The sequence below is a fragment of the Thalassoglobus sp. JC818 genome (assembly GCF_040717535.1).
GTDB lineage: Bacteria > Planctomycetota > Planctomycetia > Planctomycetales > Planctomycetaceae > Thalassoglobus.
In genome coordinates this window covers 384,207-406,519 of the sequence record NZ_JBFEFI010000001.1, presented here as the reverse complement: position 1 = coordinate 406,519, position 22,313 = coordinate 384,207, and the positions used below count along the sequence as shown (strand labels likewise).

General features: G+C 49.5%; 16 protein-coding genes. 8 read left to right on the top strand and 8 right to left on the bottom strand.

Annotated features, from left to right (window positions below):
• Window positions 1-15: 15 nt before the first annotated feature.
• From AB1L42_RS01360 to AB1L42_RS01335, 6 genes are all read right to left on the bottom strand, one after another.
• Window positions 16-450: a hypothetical protein gene (locus tag AB1L42_RS01360; RefSeq protein ID WP_367050365.1), complete on the bottom strand. Its 435-nt coding sequence runs from the start codon at window positions 448-450 to the stop codon at window positions 16-18.
• A 43-nt stretch (window positions 451-493) separates the two neighbouring features.
• Window positions 494-895 (bottom strand): HrpB1 family type III secretion system apparatus protein, encoded by a 402-nt coding sequence (locus AB1L42_RS01355; protein ID WP_367050363.1) that lies wholly within the window; start codon window positions 893-895, stop codon window positions 494-496.
• A 75-nt stretch (window positions 896-970) separates the two neighbouring features.
• Window positions 971-1,225, bottom strand: a complete 255-nt coding sequence (locus tag AB1L42_RS01350; RefSeq protein ID WP_367050361.1) for a hypothetical protein — start codon at window positions 1,223-1,225, stop codon at window positions 971-973.
• Window positions 1,226-1,287: 62 nt separating this feature from the next.
• Window positions 1,288-1,560: a hypothetical protein gene (locus AB1L42_RS01345; RefSeq protein ID WP_367050359.1), complete on the bottom strand. Its 273-nt coding sequence runs from the start codon at window positions 1,558-1,560 to the stop codon at window positions 1,288-1,290.
• Window positions 1,561-1,569: 9 nt separating this feature from the next.
• The gene (locus tag AB1L42_RS01340) at window positions 1,570-2,826 is read right to left on the bottom strand and encodes an FHA domain-containing protein (RefSeq protein ID WP_367050357.1); all 1,257 of its coding nucleotides are present in this window, start codon (window positions 2,824-2,826) and stop codon (window positions 1,570-1,572) included.
• 102 nt (window positions 2,827-2,928) lie between these two features.
• Window positions 2,929-4,275 (bottom strand): serine/threonine-protein kinase, encoded by a 1,347-nt coding sequence (locus tag AB1L42_RS01335; RefSeq protein ID WP_367050355.1) that lies wholly within the window; start codon window positions 4,273-4,275, stop codon window positions 2,929-2,931.
• A 525-nt stretch (window positions 4,276-4,800) separates the two neighbouring features.
• Here AB1L42_RS01335 and AB1L42_RS01330 point away from each other — a divergent pair.
• Together AB1L42_RS01330 and AB1L42_RS01325 are read left to right on the top strand one after the other, a co-directional pair.
• Entirely contained in the window at window positions 4,801-6,114 is a 1,314-nt protein-coding gene (locus AB1L42_RS01330) for a hypothetical protein (protein ID WP_367050353.1), read from the top strand.
• Window positions 6,115-6,453: 339 nt separating this feature from the next.
• On the top strand, window positions 6,454-8,118 hold the full coding sequence (locus tag AB1L42_RS01325; RefSeq protein WP_367050351.1) for a hypothetical protein: 1,665 nt from the start codon (window positions 6,454-6,456) through the stop codon (window positions 8,116-8,118).
• Between the two features lie 488 nt (window positions 8,119-8,606).
• Here AB1L42_RS01325 and AB1L42_RS01320 read toward each other — a convergent pair whose 3' ends face one another.
• Window positions 8,607-9,083, bottom strand: a complete 477-nt coding sequence (locus AB1L42_RS01320; RefSeq protein ID WP_367050349.1) for a type III secretion system chaperone — start codon at window positions 9,081-9,083, stop codon at window positions 8,607-8,609.
• A gap of 107 nt (window positions 9,084-9,190) precedes the next feature.
• Window positions 9,191-11,269 (bottom strand): hypothetical protein, encoded by a 2,079-nt coding sequence (locus AB1L42_RS01315; protein ID WP_367050347.1) that lies wholly within the window; start codon window positions 11,267-11,269, stop codon window positions 9,191-9,193.
• 432 nt (window positions 11,270-11,701) lie between these two features.
• Here AB1L42_RS01315 and AB1L42_RS01310 point away from each other — a divergent pair, with 432 nt between their 5' ends.
• From AB1L42_RS01310 to AB1L42_RS01285, 6 genes are all read left to right on the top strand, one after another.
• Window positions 11,702-14,149, top strand: coding sequence for a protein kinase (locus AB1L42_RS01310; protein WP_367050345.1), 2,448 nt, complete (start codon window positions 11,702-11,704; stop codon window positions 14,147-14,149).
• A 61-nt stretch (window positions 14,150-14,210) separates the two neighbouring features.
• A complete protein-coding gene (locus AB1L42_RS01305) occupies window positions 14,211-15,728 on the top strand; it encodes a serine/threonine-protein kinase (RefSeq protein WP_367050343.1) in 1,518 nt (505 codons plus the stop codon).
• 365 nt (window positions 15,729-16,093) lie between these two features.
• A complete protein-coding gene (locus AB1L42_RS01300; RefSeq protein WP_367050342.1) occupies window positions 16,094-16,567 on the top strand; it encodes a type III secretion system chaperone in 474 nt (157 codons plus the stop codon).
• Window positions 16,568-16,627: 60 nt separating this feature from the next.
• The gene (locus AB1L42_RS01295; protein ID WP_367050341.1) at window positions 16,628-19,780 is read left to right on the top strand and encodes a hypothetical protein; all 3,153 of its coding nucleotides are present in this window, start codon (window positions 16,628-16,630) and stop codon (window positions 19,778-19,780) included.
• Between the two features lie 89 nt (window positions 19,781-19,869).
• Window positions 19,870-20,325 carry a type III secretion system chaperone gene (locus AB1L42_RS01290; RefSeq protein WP_367050340.1) on the top strand — a complete coding sequence of 152 codons (456 nt, stop codon included), beginning with the start codon at window positions 19,870-19,872 and terminating at the stop codon, window positions 20,323-20,325.
• A 1-nt stretch (window position 20,326) separates the two neighbouring features.
• Entirely contained in the window at window positions 20,327-22,186 is a 1,860-nt protein-coding gene (locus tag AB1L42_RS01285; RefSeq protein WP_367050339.1) for a hypothetical protein, read from the top strand.
• The last annotated feature ends 127 nt before the right edge of the window (window positions 22,187-22,313 follow it).

The following is a 22,313-nucleotide window of genomic DNA, read 5'->3' as shown; positions in this document are numbered from 1 at the left end:
AGGATGGATCGAAAGTTATTGGCCACGCATAATTGTCTTGACGTCCTCAACTCCATGATGGGCCATGTTAGAGGTTGTCTGGATTTCGACACTCAGCGACATCATGTGAAACTGGACTTTAAGCATCTCACTCGGATTCAACTCACCCTTGTCGAGCGTTCCCAGAACGTTTGCCTGAACACTCTCTTCTTTAATTTTCAGGCTTCGCAGATTGTCGAGAATGACATTGCCGATCGTTCCTTCGTAAGGAGTCTTGGCCAGTTGATTCAAACCGTCGATCGCTTGTGAAGGCTGTTGCTGAAAGTTGTCAAACTCGACGAGTGCATTCTCGAATTGTCCCTGATCGGCCGGAGCGACAAACTCCGAGTTCCAGGTGACCTCGACTGGCTCGACGTGTCCCGCCGAGTCTGCAAGCGTTGACGCCATCGTCTGGGCGGCGATTTGTTCCATCTTCGTGCCAATCTTTACTAAAGAAGTTTAGACTTCAAATTCTTCAGGCTGGAGTGTGATGAAAAGACAATCCGCCGGCGGGAATCTGCATGAGTGAACGAGCAAGGTCGGCCGCAATGTCGTCGGAAGAGTTCTCCATGACTTCAACACACAATGTCCGGCTCCGATCTTCCAAACCATTCAATTTGTGAGTCAGAGCGAGGAGATATCTGGCAAAACTCGATTCTGGGTCCTTCTTCAGCGCCTCTTCAAGAACGTGCATGGCAATACCGGATTTCCCCTCGTTGAGGAGTGCAATGGCTGTCCCAACCTCTAGGCTCGCACTTTCAGGACGAACCGCTTTCAGCCCGTCAAGAATGACGCGGGCTTCTTGGGTTTCACCTCGCCAGGCTGCCATCATGCCAATTTCAAGCATGAGTTGAGAAAGGTTCTGAGAAATGTCCATGATCGAATCGTTCGATGTATTCGAACGCCCTGAAAGCGTCAGAGTGAAAAGAACGCGTTCTGCGAAGAGAATCGCTTAGCGCATGTTGGCCACAGTATTGGCGATCGCATCGTCGATTTTCTTGCCGATGTTACTGCTGGTTTCGTAGAGCAGTGCCCACTTGGCGAGTTCGTATTGCAGCTCCAACGCTTCGCCCGTTGAGAGCTCATCATCAAGAGCCGCATTCGAAATGGCTGTTTCAACTGCTGTTTCGAGATCAGAAAGCGTTGTAACAACGACTTCTTCAACGGAATTCAATCCGAAGTCGAGTGTAGGACTGTATGTAGTCATAAGAATTCCTCAACTGACATCAAGAGTTAGTGTGTGCTGGAAGTAAGGTGGATGCTCATGGGTTAACTGGTTGATCCGAGAACTTTGCGAGATGTGTTCAACGTGTTCCAAGTTTCACGAACGACATTCACTGAGACCCGTAAACTGCGGAGCAGTCTTTCAGCGACAGCAAATTCTTCCGATGAAAGACCGGCTCTCTTTTGGGATTCAATCTGAAGTTCCCATTCGGTCAGTTCATTGAGAATCTGATCTCGTTCGAGACCGGTGTGATCTGCTTTCAGTCGCCGTTCCAGGTCTGTAACAATGAAGTGTTCTCGAAGTTGTTTAAGTTGCATGATGGTTCCTTAGAGTCCGAAGGGGACAATCATTCTTTGACCGGATTTCGTCCGCACGATGGCGTGCTCAAATTCGATTTCTTCCACTCGCGATCCATCCGAGAGTCGTCCGCCTACCGAAATCTGGATTCCATTGGGCAGCGTAAAAACTCGGTCGTTAGCAATACGGACGTCGATGATTGGAATCGGATTGCTTCTCAAGAGTCGTTCCGTTGGTGGAGTCGGTACGGTCTGAGTGTCTGAGTCTTCGCTAAGATTAACTTCCGCGATCACTTCGGATTCTTCGAGAATCGAACGAGTTTTCGTTACGTCGACCAGTAATTCCTTGAGTGGCACATCTTTCTCGATCCTTTCCAAAGTCTTTCTGAGCAGTTCTTCAGAATCGGTGGACCGTGTCTCGAGTGTGCCGGAGATTTTGATAACTCCCGGGTTGGTTATTGAAGCCGACCAAGTTTGTTCCAGCTCAGCTTGAGATAAGATTTCGTTTACAACTGCCAAGAGTGACTCTGTCGATCGAACTTTGAAGATGACGTGGGGATCAATGTTCTTCGCAGCTTCGAGCAACTGTTCACGGTCCGTTTCACGGATGACATATCCGGTCAACTCGAGTCGTTGATTTGACTCATCGACTTCGACGCCAGGTGAGAATTCCTTCACGAGCCTTTCGAAGTTACTTCTCTCTGCTTCTATATCATTGGCCTGTTCAGAAGTGGTCTCAGGTTTCGAATCGAGCCAATTGTTCGAGAACCCTGCAAAGACGAGTGCTGCGTTCAAAGCAAAAAACAAGGCAACCGAGGTGATCATGACAGGAAATCGTCGAGATCCCCTGCTCTGACTCAATTGAGTCTCAGCCGGTGTGACGCTGGTTTCGGTCGCATCTGATTCGGACTGAACGTCGTCGAGTTCTTGACTCGGTTCGGCTTCTTCGACTGGTGGCCGAAGTTGAAAATCGGACAGATCAAAATGCGGCCACGGTTTATCTGCCGGTCCAATCGCTAGATGCGTTGTGCCAATTGTGAAGTACTGAAACGGACGAAGTTCTGCCGAGTCGACAGGCTTCCCATCCACCAGGACTGCTTCTGATCCAAGCTGTCGAATAGAGATGGAAGAGTCGGAGACACTGACGGCGACATGTTGTTCAGCGATCAGTCGATCAGTGAGGACGAGATCACAGTCGTCGCTGCTGCCGATCGTGGATTCCCCGGTCGGGAGTTCGACTTCCGCGCCGATGTGTGGACCTGAAAAGATCTTCAGCAGGTATCGCACTGGAGGAACCTCGGGCAGCTAATTCTTGCAGACAGAGCTGAAGGAACACGATCCTTCAGCGGTGCCTAAAGAACGAAGCTGCCCAGATTCTCTTGCAGGAGTTTATTGCAGTTCAGCGGAAGAATTCCGAGGATTCAGCAATCTGCGAATCGTGCGGGCTGTCATTGGAGCAGAGGTGTGGCGTCGTGCACGTGCCACGAGACAAATCTCAGAGAAGTTGTATGTACGTAGCAGTTGAGCGAGGCAATCTGCCATCTCTTTGGCAGACGTGAACCGCTGCTGAGGATCGGAGTTCAGGCAACAGCGAATCATTTGGACCAGAGAGCCAGATACTCCAGCAGCGATCAACTCACTCACAATTCGTTCTGAATTGTTATAGTTTTCGTCAGGGGTGTGAAACGATCGATGGAGATCTTTAATTCGCTCTCCGGCGAGCAGTTCCGCGAGAATCACTCCGAGTGAATAAACATCCGCGGTCGGCTCAATTGTGTTTCCCGACACCTGTTCCGGTGCACTGTAACCTGGCGTCCCGACAACGGATCGACAAAGGTTCGTGATTGACCTGGGAAATGCGGAATCGGCCGAACTGTCAAAGACTTGCGATGGGCCGAAATTGTTTTTCGCAAGCCCCCAATCAAGGACGGCGACTTGACCATCTTGATCAATCAGAAAGTTCGATGGCTTCAAGTCGCGGTGAACCACTCCGTTTGCATGGGCTCTCGCAACGATTTCACATACCTGGTGCATCAGAAACAGAATTTCGCGTGTTGACGTCTCTTGACGCATTTCACCGAAGAATGATTCCGATACGGTCACGCCCGGCCAGTATTCCATTACGATAAATGATCGCCCGTCAATGAGTTCGCCCCACTGGAAGACTTCAGGGACGCCCTGTCCCAGGAGACGCGACTGTATTTCGGCTTCGTGTAAGAATCGCTCGCGGGCCTCGTAGTCAGTAACGTAGCGGTGTCGTAGCACTTTGACGGCAAGTTCCCGGTCGGACAGCTCGTCGTGACAGAGAAAAACAACAGCCATGCCGCCCTCACCGAGGACGTTGATGACTTCCAGTTGTGAAGTTTCGCTGGGGAAGAGACTCGGACTGAGGATTCGGTCCTGAATCCGCATTTCATTCAGCCGTTCAGGCGACGTCTCGCGATTCTGAATCACATTCCAATTGGGCGTTTCTTTCTCCACAACATGGATGACGGAACTTGTCTGAGAGTCCGTCGAAGATTCAGGATGCGACCACTGGTGCGAGTCCACTAAATCGCAGCTGGCCGCAAGCTCTAACCACTGCTGACAGCGTTCGCAGGACTCGACGTGTTGCTCAATGCGGCTCTTGATATCAATTGCCAATTGGTCGTTTAACAGGCACGTCAGTTCTTGATCAGATGGACAATCGGATGAGATTGTCTGAGCTAGCAGGTCATTGGACGACAGCACGGCCATCAGATCGCCCTCCCAAATGGAGAGAGACCGTCAGCTTGAATCTGACGAACTCGTCGAACTGTGCTGTGGACAATTCGCATAAAGTCGTGTCCAACGGTGGTGATTAATGACTGCTTTACAAGGTGTGCGTAAATGTGGCGGGTTAGGTAACCGTAGCTCGCACTTGCGTAGAATGCGGCGGCCAATGTGAATAATTTCTGAGACAGGTGGTTCCAACCGACTGACTGAAGAATCCGCTGAAATCGCTACAGTTGGTACCAGGAACGGCAAGAATGCCCATGTCGCCTGAGACTCGGAGAATTGGGATGAGGTCCTGAAGCCACTGCAAACCGGACAGATGGTGATTTCTCGAAACACGGCCGTCTTCAAAGGCCGGGAATACTCTGCAAGAGACGCATTTGGAGGGCGTACTGAACGTTGGATTGCGCCGATTCGCATTTCAAGATCGTGTAGTCAGTCGCTTATGGGCTCCATGAGAGCGAAGTCACTTTGCGACGAAGAGACAGTTCCACTCAAGGGCGATTTATGAGTAACTCTCCAATCAGATCCAACTCTCTGGATTGTGACGGACTCCGGGGCTATGACGGAGATGTTATTGATGCTGATTTGGGGTGGGACAACGAGCAATCGCGACTTGGCGCACATAGCGTCCAACACTCGGAACTTCGGCTGTCTCAGATTTCTGCACTTTCCCGCGCTCGAAATCTCAGCGGTGTCGATTCAGTTGCGGAACTCAACGAACTGAACGTGCAGCAGCTTAAGCAAAGACAGATGATCTGTTTGAACCAATTGTCGAACAATCTTGCTCATCATCTGGGATCTCACTCGAACGGCAATGCGGATAACACAGCGACCGAAGATGATGGACTCTACAAAGCGATGGAAGCAACGTTATCAAACTTGATTGAACTTCAAGTCAACGCTTTAACTCATCAGGAACGGGAAACTGCCAGAGCGGATTTCGATCGTCTGGTCAATGACCTAGAGCAGTTCGACAATCAGACTCTCAAACACACTGAACAACTTCTTGCACATTGCTATCCGAACTGGACTTTGGGACAACGTCGGCAGTTCGCACAGAAACAGAACTGGTGGAGAGTGTTGCCGATGCTCGGATTCGATCCGGCGACCAACCAAGCCTATCTTCACTCTTCAAGAGATGTGATTCGGAAAGCAGCTTTGCAATCACTTACCGATTCGTCGAAGTATGGTTTCGCGCACGACGAGGCAGTCGGATTTCTTAATTCGATTAGCAGTCAGCATTCTGACGACGAGACATTGGAGTTTTTTCGTGAGATCGTACTGATGGGCGATCAAACAGAACTTTATCGCCCAGGGCGACTGCTAAAAACCGCTCGTAACCTGCAGAATAAACTCTCTAAGAAGCATGTCCCGGAAGTGTCGCAAAAAGACCTTAAGGACGTTCTCGATATGCGAGTCGAAACCAGGCGGGCACTTCAGAGAAGTCGAGTCACTCTCGAAAATACAATGTCTTCGATTTTTAATAAGTATTCGAAGAAGAATCTGAAAGCAATTCAGGAGGCTGCGCGAAAGGAAACGCTGCAGGTCAAACAAATCGAGGCCAGGCGTGAGAGTCGAGAAGCGTCGAGCGGAATTGCGAACGGTCACGTTCAAACTCAACTGATTTTCGATGAGAACGAAGATGATGCACAGATCGGCCCTGTGATAAACGTCAAGCATCCCCATCAATCTGTAAACGCTCGATCGTCAGTTCAATTAGAGATCTCAGACGAGAACGAGGAGTTGCCACAGTCCCTGGCAAACAACTCCAATGAGAGAATTCACGACGACAACGTCTCAGCTCAAGATAACCGCTAACGTTTCGTCAGATCCAATCTACCGCACATCCCCAATTGAATACTTTCCAAATCGACTGAGATATCAGCTATGTCGAATCCAAGCATCTCCGAACAGCAAGTCCTGAATCAGCAATTAATTGATTTGGTGCCGGAATCTTCCGAACCGGATTTGCCGAATGAGCGTTGTCGTCTTGCTGGACATGTCGTGAGTGACAATAAGGGAGCATTTGCTCGCTCGAGGCAAAATGGCAGCAGCCACGTGAGCGAGTGTCTAATCTCGCACAATCCGTTGTCAACTCGTCGTGTGGTTCACGAGTTCTGTAATGTACTTGGACGGAACACAGTCGATAAGAGCGAAATGTCGGACGATCAGTGGTCTGCATTTCAAGACTTTCGAGAAGGCATCAAACAGCAGTCCTTCGGTCGCGATGATGAGAAGGGAAATACAATTCAGGGGTTAATCCACAACCTTCCGCGGAGCGCGGATGGTTTGGACTGCATGCGCGACATTCAGCACGCCCTGCTGAATCCTGCTGCTCAAATCAAGGCTCTCAGAGCTTATGAGGCAATGGCGGCGCAGAGGTCGATTCTGAAAACGTTGACGGCCCCTGCGAAAGAGGGCGGTTTCAACATGAAGCAGAAGAATGCAGAGAAGTTTCTGGAGAATACGTCGATTCCATTCAATGACGACCCGGTCAAACTCGCTGAGGAACTCAAACAAATCGGCAAGGGCAACGCCGATAAGACTCAACCAGTGAAAATTAGTGTCGCCTATCTGAGAGACAACAAAGAGATCGTCCGCGATATTCGACAGCAGCTGAAGGGGCGGCAACTTTCTGCGAAACAGTTTAAAGAAATCGGTGCGACAGACAGCGAAGTGCGTGATTTGCTCTATGGAGCGGACATGAAGACGCTCCAAAAGTTCGGCTATTCGATACCGAAGTACCTCGATCTTGTCTTGAATAAATATCGCGATGATCAAAAACTTCTTGCCCAGGTTGACGATCCCGGTTTTATGCCGGGCGCCTTGATTGATGACGATGAGGCCGAATTGCAACTCGATGACCTGGGAATTGACGAAGTCGAAATGCCACGTCCGAATGATGACGACGGGCAGATGTCATCTCCAAACAACGACATTGATCCAGTTCCGTCTCCAAATGATGGCAAGATCCAAGATCAATCCCGGGAGGATGACGTTGTCGAAATCTCTGTGATGAATGATGAGCATCAACACGAAGTTGCCGACAACGACCGGCCGATCGATGGACCGGCTGAGGAAGTCGACGATGAAGACGATAACACAGTGCTCAATGATCTGACGCATGAGACCAAAGGGAGCACTTACGAGCTAAGTAAGCAATTGGTTGATCTCCAAATCGAGAAAAATCCAAAGCTGAAAGCGGAAGTGGAACAACGTCCCGAGCTTCGAGAAAAGCTCTACAAGATGCCCGGACTGATGGAGAACTTCGAAATTCAAGTCGACGAGCCCGTATCTGATCCAATCGAAATTCAGAATCGAGTCAACGATGAAGGCATCGACGATGATGATGATGACGTCGAGGAATTATACGATGATTCGCTGATCAAGCGGGACACGGATATGTTGCGGACTGCAGAAAACGGAGAGGAGGAAAACTATTACATCGGAGACCCCATTGCGACGGGAGGGGAAACGATTGGAGAACTGCAAATTGACAGCCCGGAAGGAACTCCGGATCTAGAGAATCGGGAAGATAACTTCCAGAACCAGATAAATTCGAAGTCTGAAAACCAACATCCGACAAAGACTTCACTTGGACGTACTTCGAGAGGAGTAACTGAGAATGGAACCACCTCAGGTCAATTGGAGTTGCCTCCAAAGATCGTTGCGGATCGTCCAGCTGCTCCCTCCAATGCTGAAAACATCGAAGTTCCAGAAAACGACGACGTCTCTTTTGATCAGGTCAATGTGAGGCCGAGCAGCGTCTCTGGTGTTTCCGATATCTTTACGTCGGGCGATCTGCCTAACGCGGATCAGTGAGTCCACGGAGTTCGCAAGATCTTCTGAGAGATCGAGGTGAGTACCACTTCATCTGTTCGGAAGAGTCACAACTGCGGAATTGTCGTCGTCGATCTGTGGCACGCTTCTGGAGTCGACTACGACTCCACTACCACGATTTTAGCAGAGCATTTTTCTTCTTCACGCCGCCTGGTTTGCCGCACTTCGAATTGCGGACATACTCTCGCGAGTGGGGGCCATTAGCGTTTGAGATTCACTCACAAATTGATCTGCCCTACTCTCTTCAAATGCAGCGAATTTGCAACTCGGGATATGAATCTGCCTCGACACGATTCCGCTCGGACTGATTCGCAAAATCGCAGGTCATTCTCAGCCTGTCGGCTCAATCTTTTGAGCGTGTGAGGATGCTCGGAGAGTTGTCGTTCGCAGTTGTCTATGCCCTGAACGAACTCACTCAAATGCATCGTCCAGGGGGAAATTCGCAATCGCAGTCGAAATGTTCTGATCGCTCAAACAAACAGATTGTTGTTGTCGATCTGAAGCTGCGAAGCCGGTTTTGGAGAAGACTCGCCCGGCATTGTCTGCCCTTTCGCGATCGACTGTCGCCAGAGGTTGACTTTGTCGATGAAGTGCTCCAGGACTTCTGCGAATGTCGTTGTATCGAGATCTTCAACAAACATGTCGAGCAGCAGCAGCAGGCTTCCGTCTGGAGCGTCGAGCGCGACACGAACTCCGCCGGTTTGCGTGTCGAGTGATGCATACACGAGCAGTTGTTCGTAGGTATCAAGCTTTCGCTCGTCTGCGGGAACGCCAATCTCACAACTCAGAGTCAAGCATTTGCGCATGCTATCGAAACCGATCACCGTTTGGAGATTCTCACTAAAGACGAATCCCCACTGGTCAGTACGCAATCGTAAGAGTTGCTGAACTTCACAGATGTCAGCCACTTCTTTCAACAAACAATTGATTTGTTCAATTTCAGTCATGAAAGCTCTTCTCGGAATCACTCTGGTGTTTGCTGCTGGCCGGGAAACGGTGTACGCCATGTAAAGCGGAATCGTCAGTCCGGCAGCATTGAGTTGGGACTCGCAGGTCAGTCAAAGTTCGGGTCATTCTGAATGGCGAGATTCAGCAGCTGATCTGCTGCTCTGTAGACTTGATTTTCGCTCGCATTGAGGTCTCGCAGATCATCCACATAGAGCCTGGCGGGAGGCTTGCGTGGAGGCGCAACTGAAGGACCTGTGTTGATAGAGTCGGGAATGGTTTCAAAGTCTTCGTGTATCGATACAACTTCATTTTGCGGAGACTCGTAGTCATCGTAATTTGCAGCACGATTGACGACCACATTGAGGCGATCGGTATTCGAAGTGTTGACGTCATCAAACATAGTGTGGAACTGATCTGTCCCTGTTGCGACTAAATTAATAGCCGACTCAATTGTTGATGCGATCTGTCCCGCCGAGTCGGCATGACGTCCGCCATCATCTTCACCGAATCGGAATGTCTCGTAATTCGCTGCAATGTCGGCTGCGAATCGGAAAGCACGCAGATGAGCTGAAGGTGGCCGACCGAATACCTTAGCTGGGAGTTGATGCACAGCATTGTTGAGGAACAGGTCTTTGAATTCTTTAACCCGGGGGGGATTTTCCAACTCATCCGTCATCACATTGATCTGGGACGAGTAGTAGTCGTTGAACTCGCTCAAGTTGGAATTGAATTCCCGGTAAGATGCAGTCAGGTCATCAATTGACGCATCTGGATTCGTAACCGCTTTCATGAACTGATTGGCTGCAGTTTGAGCCTCTTGATAGCGCGTCGCCAAATCGTTCAGTCCATGAGCGACGCGTTTGCCGTGGATTGATTCGTTTGGTTGACTGGATAGCACTGAGTGAAGCTGGAGAATGGACTGCAGTCGTGATCGGGCGTCACTTTCATCGATCTGTTCGCCCTGCTGTGCTCTGCATCGTGCCCAACCGACCATCTGCTGTGTGATGAGGTCTTGTTCCGTCTTCGTGAAAAGTTCGTCCACGCGATCAGCTGGCACTTCAGCGATCACTGCAAATTCTGCCTGTCCAGGCAGAAACTTTCTGACAGTCGCTTCGTTTTGCTTTCTTGCTTCGACTTTCTGTGAGTGAATCACTTTCTTCTCTGCCAATCCTGCCTCGACTGCCGCGTCCGTGTTGTTGTAATCGCCGACCTTTCCACCCTGCAGCTCGTTAATTTGTTTTAGCACTCCTGCACTTGTGTTTTTTGAGTCATATTTAGCTGCCTTTTCAAGCCTCTTCATGACGAAATCAAGTCTCTCTCGCCCTTCATAAACCTTTGTGCCCACGATGACACTCACGGCGAGTTTCCCTTCGAGGATTTTGGGAAGGCGTTTCGCATCGTTGTACGAAATGTTCAATTGGTCATCGCCCTTAAGATTAAGGTAAGTCTCTCGCAACTTGTTTGCCATCCATTTCATCGTATCGTCAGTCAACTTCCCTTCCGGTGTGTAAATCGAAATGTCAACGTCCTTCAAATCGACGTTTGGATTTCGCTCAATAGCTTTCTCTCTCACGAACTTGATTCGATCTGAGTCATCTTTTTGCCCGACAAGGCTGAGAAACCTTGAGTAGTCGTAGATCGAAGGCTGTTCATTGGTGAGGAGACGTTGCGTGTATTTCCAGGCTCTCATCCCCTGCAGCGCCGCATTGTAGTCCGTGTGTGTGTCGCGAAACTCAGAACTATCGAAGTCATCAATGTTGTCTGTCACGAAGTCGAAGAACTCCGTTGCATGCTGTCGTTCGTCCAGACTTGCGAGTCGAGCGACATTGCCACGTAGCGATTCCCAATTGGCAATCTGCCTCGCAGCTTTTCGGATTCGACGCACGTCCCGCCACCGGAGCCGCGTCTGGTGATCGGAACGATCACAACTGAGGACATTCTTGAAGATGCGGTTGGCGACGTCTTCGCCGTGCTCATTCGCGAGTGACTGCCAAACGAGCGGACCTGCAGCGATTTGCTTTTGAGTTCTCCGCTTCATTGCTGCCTTGCCCATTCCACTCAGCAGAGCCGTATGTCGGTAAACCCCTTTCTCGTCGCTGCCGCGCAGGAATTCTCCGTCTCGAAAACCCTGTTGGGCGAGGTCATTGTAGAGGTCGGAAAAATTTGTATCCGTTTCGACATTCATGGTTTTTCCTTCATTCAAACTGAAAGTTCTCAGACAATCGTGGCTCGGACCGGAGTAAAAATGGGTCCGAAAACACCGTCTCTATCAATCATGCTGGTACGGAGTCTCGTGTTTCGAGTCACGTCAGAAATCGGCTTGTCTTAAGGAGTTGAACGCGAAATCTGAGTCGCTCTTGCAGCATGGATGAGGCCCAATGCAAGTTGACGCTCAAGGGCAGATCAAGTCGATGCGCACCCACAGGCGTTGTCTGAAAGAGCTTTTCACAGCGAATTTGGGCAGTCTACACGCTGTAATGACTTTTCTCGGACGACCAGTTTCTTGCCGAAATCAACTTCCCAAATTCGTAGCGTTTCATGACAATCCGGACACACGAAGAGATCGGATGAGATCTTCTAAAAGCTTGGATTACTTCTTCTTGCGACTGGCACCGTCATGGACGAAACAACGATTGTCATTAAAGCTCTCAGCTTGGAGAGCGGCTTGGAACGCCACGATTTTCTCAGCCAAGCTTGTTCCACAGATGCGTTTCGAGAACAGATCGAAGAAGCCCTTACGAAAATTGAAGTGCTCGAATCGCTCGCAACTCCGACCGAATCGGAGAGAGATGTCGACATTTCTGAGTTGACGTTTTTCAATCAGAGTCTGCATGCCGATTCAATTGGACGAGTCGATCACTACGAAATTCTTCGAGTCCTGCGGGCGAATCAGCAAACACTGATGATGCTGGGGTTTGATTCGACACTCGATCGCGTTGTACTGATCAAATCGTTGACACGTGAATCGCAGAGTGACAATGAAGTTCGGAATGAGTTCCTGGCGACTCGGTCGACTTTGGCAACGCTTTCCAGTTCCTATCTCGCACAAGTCGTCGGTGGTGGTGAGCAGAATGACGTTCCGTACGTGGTGATTGAAGCGGTTCGCGGAACGACTCTGAACAATTATCTGGCTGTCGCAGGGCAACTTGATGCAGATCAAGCATTTCGGATCGCAAATCAGATCACGATGGCTTTGTGCGATCTTCATGGAAGTGGAATGCTTCTCGGTCCCGTCAATGTCAGCGAGATTTTTGTAGATGAGTTGGGAAAGACGGCGAAAATCTCCGGCCTCCCATTCCCTCGCCTCGCTACCGGAACTCAGTTCGTCCACGAATGGTTGACGTCTCAATCGCAACTTGGCGAACCGCCTGAAATCAGAAATGGAGGTTCACCGGATGTTCGATCTGATCTTTATCGCTTGGGACAGATCTTTCAGGAACTCCGGTCCAAACTCGCTGACAAAGCGTCGACAGATTCTGCAAAGAAAACGGCATCCCTTGAGAACATTCATCAGCCTCAGGACTTTGCAGAGTGGTTTGGCGATGTGACCAACGTGCTTCTGGAACAAGATCCTGAGGATCGGTTTCAGTCAGCGACCGATTTGCTTCAAGTTTTTGCAGCACATGAGCCAAAGCAAGTCGTCGAAACCGCGTCGTTTCGCACATTGATGCGACCAACTCAGCCCAAGACCTATCTAAAACGAGCGTTTGTTGCTTTCCTCGTCTTCACGCTCGGTTTTGGTGTCTATTCAGTCTTTGGAATGGTCTTTCTCCAGCGATTCAATCCGCTCGGTCCGTGGATGCCTTACTTCCGAAATGCGGGACTACTCGCTGTTGATACTGGAAATCCAGAGATGGTGTTCACAGTTCAACTCCCTCGAAGAACGGTTTCGAGACAGGGAAGCTTTCAAGCTCATCTGCCGGCAGGACACTACAATTTGACCGGCTTTCTGGATAATCGCCCTGTCTATTGCACACAAGTCTTGCTCGAAGGAAACGTTCGGACCAGAGTCGTTGTCGAGGAGTCAGACCGTTTTATGCCCTGGTCGAATCACGAGGAAATCCCTCTCGAAAGTGATCCCGACTTGTTTGCAGCGATGTGGATTTTGGAGCAAGGAGGAAAAGTTCAGTTTCGAGAAACTGCATCTTCAAACAGTCTGGACGCTTCAAATATTACTGACCTCCCGACGAATGGCGGCTTTTTACTCTCAGCAAAGATTGAGCACTTTCCAGAAGAAGATCTGCTCGAACTCGTTCAATCTTTGTCCATGTGTTCGCGTCTTCAGTCAATTCACATCGCGAACTCACGGGTGACCGGATCGATTATTTCCGCACTCGGTGAAATTCGCACTTTGCGACAATTAGAACTGGCGAATGTTGTCGAGACCTCGTTCGAGCAAGTCTCTGAACTAAAGTCCCTTGTGCTTCTGAATCAGTTCTCTCTGAATTACAGTCCAAACAGTTTGGACTTCGTCAAAGTCATGAGCGAACTTCCGAATCTCGAGTCGTTGTCAATCGTCGATTGTCCACTCCATGACGAGGACTTAGCAGCTATTTCTGGATGTGAAGAACTGACCACTCTCACACTCTCCTCACGATTCCTGACACCTGCGTGTGTCGACCATTTTGCAGTGTTGCCCAACTTGAAGTCACTTCAGCTTGAGTCTCCGCAACTGACCGATCAACTGTGGAAAAAGGTCGCTGTGAATCAGAAATTTCAGTCAATCGGTGTCAGCGGAATCAAGAACGAGGCAGTCAACTCGTTCGAAGGACAAAGCATTGGTTCATTGCGAGAGCTAAAGTCCCTGACATCTCTCCGAATTCGCGGCGTCAATTTTGATGAGTCATCGTTTCGAGAACTCGTTGGTCTCAAACAAGTGCGAAGTCTAACGCTTGATGAGTGCCGACTAGAAAATATCAAGCTTGAAGAGTTCGCCGAGATGACGAACCTCAGTGAATTGATCATCGACGATTCCGTTGTTGAATCAGAAGCAGTGACTTCTCTCAAACCCAAAATGCCGCATTGCATGATTTCTTATAATAACAACTCAAAAGTCACACTCTGAAATCGTGACAATCGAGAGTTGTCAAACATTGACGACTGACCTCAGCAGCTAACGCCGTAGAATGAAAAGCAATCAAAGTTCCGTTGACGAGATTGAGATCTTCTGTCGAGCAATCTTGATTCCGGCGGGGACTGTTCAGGCAAGCTATATCGAATCCGAATGCGGCGGCGATGATCGACTTCAGAAATCGATTGAAGACCTGATTCGAGTTCACAACTCCATTCAAGTCAATCAGCTTCAATTCGCAGACGACGATTCATACACAGATCGTGATGATGAAGAGGGGCGAACGGAAACTTTCCTCCATCAACTTCTGCAGCCGTCCCAATATCCTTCCAGCCTTGGTTGCCTCGATGAATATGAAATCCTGCAGGTCGTCGCCACTGGCGGAACCAGTATCGTTGTCGAAGGACTCGATTCACGCTTGAAGCGAATTGTCGCGATTAAGATTCTCGACCCGGCACTAAGTCGATTTCGAAAAGTTCGTGAGCGATTTCGCAGAGAAGCGAAGTTGCTAGCCACGATCGACCATCCCAGTGTTACGAAGATTTTCGCATCAGGTGAGCATCGCCACTGCCCTTACCTTGTCATGGAATTCGTTGTCGGTCAGTCGTTGGAAGATCGAATTCGGCAACATGGGGCTGTCGGAATCGAAGAGTGTTTAGAGATTTGTGCCGAGGTTGCTGACGGAATCCATGCGATTCACAAGTGCGGCCTTTTGCACCGCGATGTAAAGCCTGCCAACATTCTGCTCCGTTCAAGTGATCAACGGCCGAAAATCGCGGATTTCGGAATTGCCAGAGACGCTGATGATCATCAGCTAACACATACCGGAGAAGTGACAGGGACGCCGGAATTCATGTCGCCTGAGCAGGCGCGCGGAGAGCGGATTGATGAAAAGTCTGACCTGTTCAGCTTTGGGACGCTCATCTATTCGATGTTGACGGGGCATTCTCCATTTGAGGCGGATACTCCACTCGGAGCCATGCGTCGAGTCTGTGACGAAGACGTTCCAAACCTCCGCAAAGTTGATCGTCAGGTTCCCGTACCGCTGGCCAATCTTGTCCATCATCTCTTGGAAAAGTCACCAACTCGACGGCCGAATTCTATCGAAGAAGTTCGGACGCAATTGCAGGATTGCCTCAATTCCTTACGTTCGGGTGAACTTGGACGTTGGGAAAAGCGATGGAAGAATCGACGGCTCCTGAAGGGATTTGCGATAGCGTGTTGTCTGGCTTTGCTGGTTGTGACGTTAATTCCACCTCAAGCGAATTCCCCTTTCATCGTTGGACTGCTCTGGGACAATGTCGTTGGCGCGCCTCGAATTCGTATTCGCGGGCTGGAAGAAGATTCGCACCTTGTCTTGACGCATGTTCCTTATCCAGGCGCACCATCACCGCCGACCACGGGTGATATTGACGTGACTGGTGATACGAACCTGTCACTCTATCCAGGTGATTATCTTGTCAAAGTGATGAAGGATCAGAAACCAGTCCGGACTCAGAGGATCTCACTGAATCCGTGGGACCGCCGAGACTACGTGTTTGATGAAGAGTCGGACGCACTCTATCCCGAATAGAAACTTCAAGCAGGCTACTCAGGGATCGTTTGCTCTTTTTTGATCCTCCAAACCACTCCCGCTCAGACCAAGACTCTAGCTCTCAGTTTCTCTACCCAGAAGTGTGAACCGCTGGGAAGGCTAACGGCATCGCTACGCTCCGTGCAGATTGCCACAGGCTCCGAATCACTGTCGGCTCTCCTCCGCAATTTATCCCGCTGCAAGGTTCACCGGCCGGATCCGTTCACTCTTCCGAGTGACGGTGATACGCCGAAATTCTCACTCAACCGATCCGCATGCCATCGGTTTGTCGGGACGTCATCGGCAATGTCCCAGACCTTTGAATACATCCACGTGACTGTAAGTCCAATCGGCAAGGCAATTTCATGTCTACTCTCGAATGTGAACAATCAATGAAGTCGGTGCTCACCCAGTATGGTGAGGAAGTGGGTCTCGGCACCCCAATTTCAGATGAAGACAATGTTTTTACGCTCGAGGTGGATACGGGCCATCTCATCAATTTTCTGCAACATCCGCACACTGAGGAAATCATTATGTGGATGCTGATCGGAAGTGTTCCTAAAGACGGACGAGACCACTTTCTGACGCGAGTTCTCGAAGCCAATTTGTTCTTGAGCACCACCGATGATCTCTCTCTCAGTCTGATGCCGGACGGAGAATCGATTGTACTCGCGAGAATGACCGATCTTGAACAGTTTACGCCAGAAGTCACTCACCAGGTGATTCACGATTTTCTTGACTTCACGCATCGATTCGATCGGTGGGTTCGTGACGAAACAGATTGCCTCGAGGCTGAAACTGTAGTCGAAGACATTGAAGAAAGCGGACTCCGCGTTTAATTCGCATCTCGCTCGAAACACAAGAGTCCAATTTCAACTCCATGTTCTAAGGAATCATCCATGTCAGGTTTCCAGGCACTAGATAGCGTCGACACGCGTGGCAAGAACGATGCTCTGAAGTTTGCATATAATCGAGACTGTGAGAATCCGACTCTTACTTCGAAAAGCAGCTTCAAAATGAAGCTGCGAAGTGGATACACCTGCCTGCTTCGTTGGCTTGGTGCGTCGGACTCCAATTACTATAAGACTCCCTTGAACATTCTGAAGAATCAGAATTCGATTAAGGCATTGCTGAATTACATCGAGGATCAGTCGAATTCAGCTGTGAGAGAATACGTCGCGACCCATCATGTCAAACTCGACGGAGACGCCCCCGATGCAGGATATACCGTGAACCAACGATACGATCGGGCGTCGTTTATCAATAAAGGCATGGTTCAACAGATGAAGCAACTCGCCCTGAAAGGAGTGAAGGCAGAGAATCAGAATATCGTCGAGAATTTTCTCGGATCAGCGAGCCCGGACAAACGAATTTTGGCGGAGCAAGGCTGGGATGCTGGAAGAAACAAAGAAGACATTGTTGGTCAACGGAAGAACAATTCGCCCTTAGCGAATTTGGTGCTCGATATTTGTGAAGGCGCGCACCCTACCCCCGCTAAACCGATTGAAAAGTATCCTAGAACTTGGGCATTTGCCTACAACGCCATTCGAAATTCAGGTTCTAACAAAGCTGGGGAAGAAATTCAGCGTATCGTACGTCGAGAAGTTCAAGCTGAAGTCGACAAGGCGAATGAACGAGGGGAACTTGTTGATCCTAAGAATATCGAGCATGCGGCGATTCGAGCACTCACGAGAAATGCGAACTTTCTGAGTATTCTTCGCGGAAGCAATCAGGAATATCGAAACGAATTCGTCAATGGGACTGGACTCGCGCAGGAAGCTCAAAACCTGAATGACGACGTGCGGCAGCAGAATATTTGCCGCAGTCTGGGACGAGTCATTCGCACGCTGAAACCCGCTGACTTCGCGGAGAAGGACGCCGATGGCTTACAAGCAGTTGGAAACAACATAACCCAGGACGAGATTGATAAAGTCGCGGCCACGCTCGAAGACTACAATAGTTCTCAAAGCTTTCTTGAGTTTCTGAAGACATCCTGGAAAGGACAGCACGAGCATCAGGACGAATACGATCAGACACTTGATCAAACAGTCAACCAAATGCTTGGTTCTCTCAACGAGGAAGCTGACCTCTATCAAAACAAAGACGCCCGCCAGAATCTCAATACGCGCGATGCCCATCGCTTCATTCACAGCTTGAACGATCCAGAAGAACTCAATGATGTCAACTTTGGAAAGAAGTCGACCAAATTCATTGGCAATCTGATTCAGGCACATCGGAAGATGGAATCAGATCACGCCGAGCGTGGACAGGCTGAGCAACAGTTCAAAGAACGTCTCAAAGTCTTTCCAGATTTACAAGATCTGGAGTCAAAGGTGCTTCGAGGAACCGTGCCCAGCCTTGAACGAGGCAAAGTCGGAACAAACAGCGAGTTTCTGGCCAATGTGATCGATCAGTTCTCGGATCAGTTTGACGATCAGAAACTAGCGAAAATCCAGGACCTGAAGGAACATCTACAGGCATTCGATGAGTTTGAAGAGTTCCAGCGACAACGCGAGTCTGTTGACAACGCAAACGGACTGAGAAACGTCGACAACGTCAAAAGGCAGAATCTTGAGGACCTCGCGAATAAGCTTCAAGAAGACGTCACAGGTATTAAAAACCTGGTTGATCAGCTCGACGATATTGATCACGACCCGTTGACAGCAGACGGGGTTCCTTCGACATCGGAAATTGGCTCTGCCGTGATTGGAGCTGCGAATCAGATCGGAGACGTCGTCAAGAACTACACAAATTTTGTCGAAAGCATCAGTCTCAATGAGGCTCAATCACAGCTAAGACAACTCCCTCACTTGCAAAAAATTCGCACTCGAACTCAGGAGATGGACAAGAAAGAACAGGAGCATCGTACGTCCGCTCTCGATGATCAGATTGAGAAGGCAGCATCTCAATCGAATCGTAAGGAAGTTGACGCGAAAGACGATCTGGATGTTTCCGGCATTGCGAATAGGTTTGCATGGGACACAAGAATGTTGCTCACGGGCGAACAGGAAAAACAGATGGCTGCCTGGCAGCATTCGTGTCCCGATATACTCGCTGAGTACGCAGTCTTCGCGGAGAAAGAGGCTGAACTGGCTCGACTCGATTCACTTCCGAACCCCACGGAGAATCAGAAACTGCAATTGACGACTGCTAGAGCCTATGTCCACACGCATCGATCAGAACTGAAAAAGAAGATCGAAACTTATCAGGCAATAACTCATCCATTGCGTCAGATCAAGAAAGACGATCTGCAAGTTGCAAACGATGAAACATCCCACCTTTCGAAGCTCGTGATCTCCGACTTCGAGTCCAACATCGAAGATTTCTGGAACGCTGGACGAATGATGCAACTTCGGCTCGATGAAACGGACGAAGACAATTCGACGGTCCGCTTCTCGCCAGTGATCGACGGTAATGATCAGACACTGAAGGCCAAAGCACGAGAACATGCACAGTGGATCTCGAAGACGAAGTCGACTGTGGCGGCGATCGCTCAAACAGTTCTTTCAAAAGACGAAGCCATCTCTACCACGAAAGCCATGGACGAAGCTCCGATCGACAATCGTCACGCCCGCCGATTCCGAAACGATTTGGTGGAAGCTATGGAGGAAACGCCAGTTCCGGAGAACTACAAAAACTCAGATGTCGAGTTCTTACAAGCCACCAACGATGATATCCATCAGGATATCAACAAGTTGCGTGAAGCACGGAAAGAAGTGCGGAATTTGTGGAGCAAAGTCAATCATGAATCTCTCCTCCCCGACATCCACGGATACTGGAACCCAGGGCAGGACAAGCCGGTTGCCGTTTCGAAAGTGGAAGCTGACGAACAAAGCGAATCAGATCCCAAGCAGCTCATGCTAAACTCGATTCGTCAATTGGATGATCATTACAGCACGATGATTAGTGAGCTGACCACAATCGCCAATGACTACAACAGCTACGTGACCCTAAATAATGCCATTAAAGAAATGGACGAATATGTTCCACCTCAGTCGCCGAAGCAAAAGCAAGGTTGGCGTGAACGGTTCGGTCTCGGAACCAAATCGTGATTACTAAACAGACTATCCGATTGCATTAGGATCGCTCACATTCGAATTGGCGAGTCAGAGATCTAATTGTGAAATCTTGGAGGTATCGCTTGGCTAGTTTTCATGAAACAATCAGCGAGGTCGGAAAGGTCTTGGGAGTTCCCGGATTCGCATTGGACGCGGATGGTATTGGAACTCTTGAGGTGGATGAACTCGTCAATGTCACCATCTCCTATGACGAAGTCACCGAAGCTGCGGTCTTTCACAATGAACTCGGAGAAATCGCTGAGCGAGATCTTCCTAAAGTGCAAAGTTTGCTACTCGAAGCAAATGTGATGTGGTCCGGAACCGGTGGGGCGACGTTTGGTGTCGTCCCTGCAAGTCGCAAAGTGATTCTCGCTTATCAGGAACTAACGTGTCATCTGGATTCAGAGGCGGTGATTGGCCTGATCGTAAGTTTTCGATCTCTCGCCGAATTTTGGATGCGTGCCATTCAAGAGGAAGCCTTCGCAGGTGTCGTAGAAGAGAGTCCGGATCCGGACGACCAACTTACATTGAGAGTTTGAAATGTCTCTATTCGGAAGTCGAGGTGTGCAGAGCGATCAACTGGCGAACGTTCCAGAAGAGACGTCGATTTCAGCTGCAGCACCTAAGCAGGCCCCACAGTATTCTCACGTTGAGTCTCTGGATGCCCGGGAGTATGTGAACGCTACTCGATTCGCAGACATCGCCGGGAAAGCAAAGGGAGGCATCTTTAGTCGGAATTACAAAGCATTGATCAACTCGTTGAAACGATACAATGTTCTAATGCAAACGGCGGAACTTTCGTCGTCGGAAAAGATCGAAGCGACCGACGCAATCAAGCAGCAGGCGGTCTCTTTTCTTCAGCGGAAACTCAAAGAGAGCGGCAACAAAGCTGACAAGTACGAACAAGATGTTTCTGGAATCAACAACAACAAGTTCATTCATCAACAGTGGAAGAACGCCAAGAAGAAGGCGTTGAAATCACAGTTTGCTTCTGATAATCGCAGAATTGAGTCTCGTATCCAGGGAACATTGAATCTCATCGATGGTTTGAACCAAGTCGGAGACGATCTGGCGAGAGAGGTAAGAACCGCGAAGTACCAAAAACTGACAGGCGTCGACATGTCGATGTCGCTGTTTGTCCCGGAGTACGAATCCGAAGCAGAGCATGACATTGCTTCAGGTAACATGTCCAGTATTGATCGGGTGACCTATCAGGGTGGTCGAGAATTCGCCTTTAAGAAGAGTTGCATTTACAACGACGTCTCTCTGATCGGCGCAAACTCGGGCATTCCAGATGATCCCGCTGAATCAAATTTTGCCGGGCGAGCTGTGGCAAGTTCTGGACTTTGCCAGGCACTCGGAATGGATTTCGTGCCGACAACGAACTATGCAGTTCATGGTGATTCAGGAGGGACCGTTCAACAGTTCGTTCACGGCACACCAGCAATCAAAATGGGGCACGTTCCCGACTTGCTTTCTCGAAGTGCAGAGACAGCCTTGGAAGTCATTTTTAATCCGATGCATGGAATCGGTGTCGGCACTAAGCCCGGTCCTGACGGGAAGAGCCTCGACCTGCAATCCGTGCTCGCTGGTCGATCTGACAAGGAAAAGAAAACAATCGTCAAAGACCTCATGGATTCCGGTCAATTGTGGCTGACAAAGCCAGGGATGGTTGGGTGGGCCGAGGTTGATTTCGCAAATCCAGTGATGCAAGAGCGGCTGGCCAATGCTCACATCTTCGATTTGCTGTCCGGACAAGTCGATCGAACACTTGATGACATCCTCTTCGAAAAAACTGATCAAGGTTACGTGCCCCGAGGCGTCGACAACGACATCTCGTTCGGATCCGATTTCAAAGACTTTTCGAAGGCGACTCTCGATCGAATTCACTCACCCAACATACCGAAAAACCTTCCGGCCTTGATTGACGTGAAAACTGCCAACAAGGTCCTGGCGATGACACCGCAGAAACTTCGCGAGTGCCTGAAGGACGGTCATCTGAATCCGGAAGAACTTGATGCAGCAGTCGGTCGGTTGAAAGCCCTGCAATCTCATATTCGCGACATCCAGTCAGGAAAGATCGCCAACGGTCGGATTGTCAGTCGCTGGGATGAAAACACGTTCCGGCAGATGCAGTCTCACCGAGACAACTACGTTCATCGATTCCTCGAAGCATTCGCTTCCAGAGAAATGTTGGGATCGCCGAAGTTCACAGAGTTGGTCGTTCAGGACCTCGAGGCTAGAAACGGTCAGCTATTCGCCCAGTTTCTGCCATTGATTGATCAAAGCGATCTGTCCCGGATTTTCAAGAATGATTCCGAAAACGGGGCAATTCTGGTCAATGCAATCCAGCAACATCGTCCTGATCTTTACGAAGAGTACATCGTCGACGTCCTGTAACAATTTACGATGTCGATGCTCAGTGTTTTAGCTAATTCATTCGACACTGTTTCAATTGAGATTGCCACGACACTTCAGGTCCAACACCTGCGAGCTTGATACGCATTGATGCTCATCAAAGCGGTGT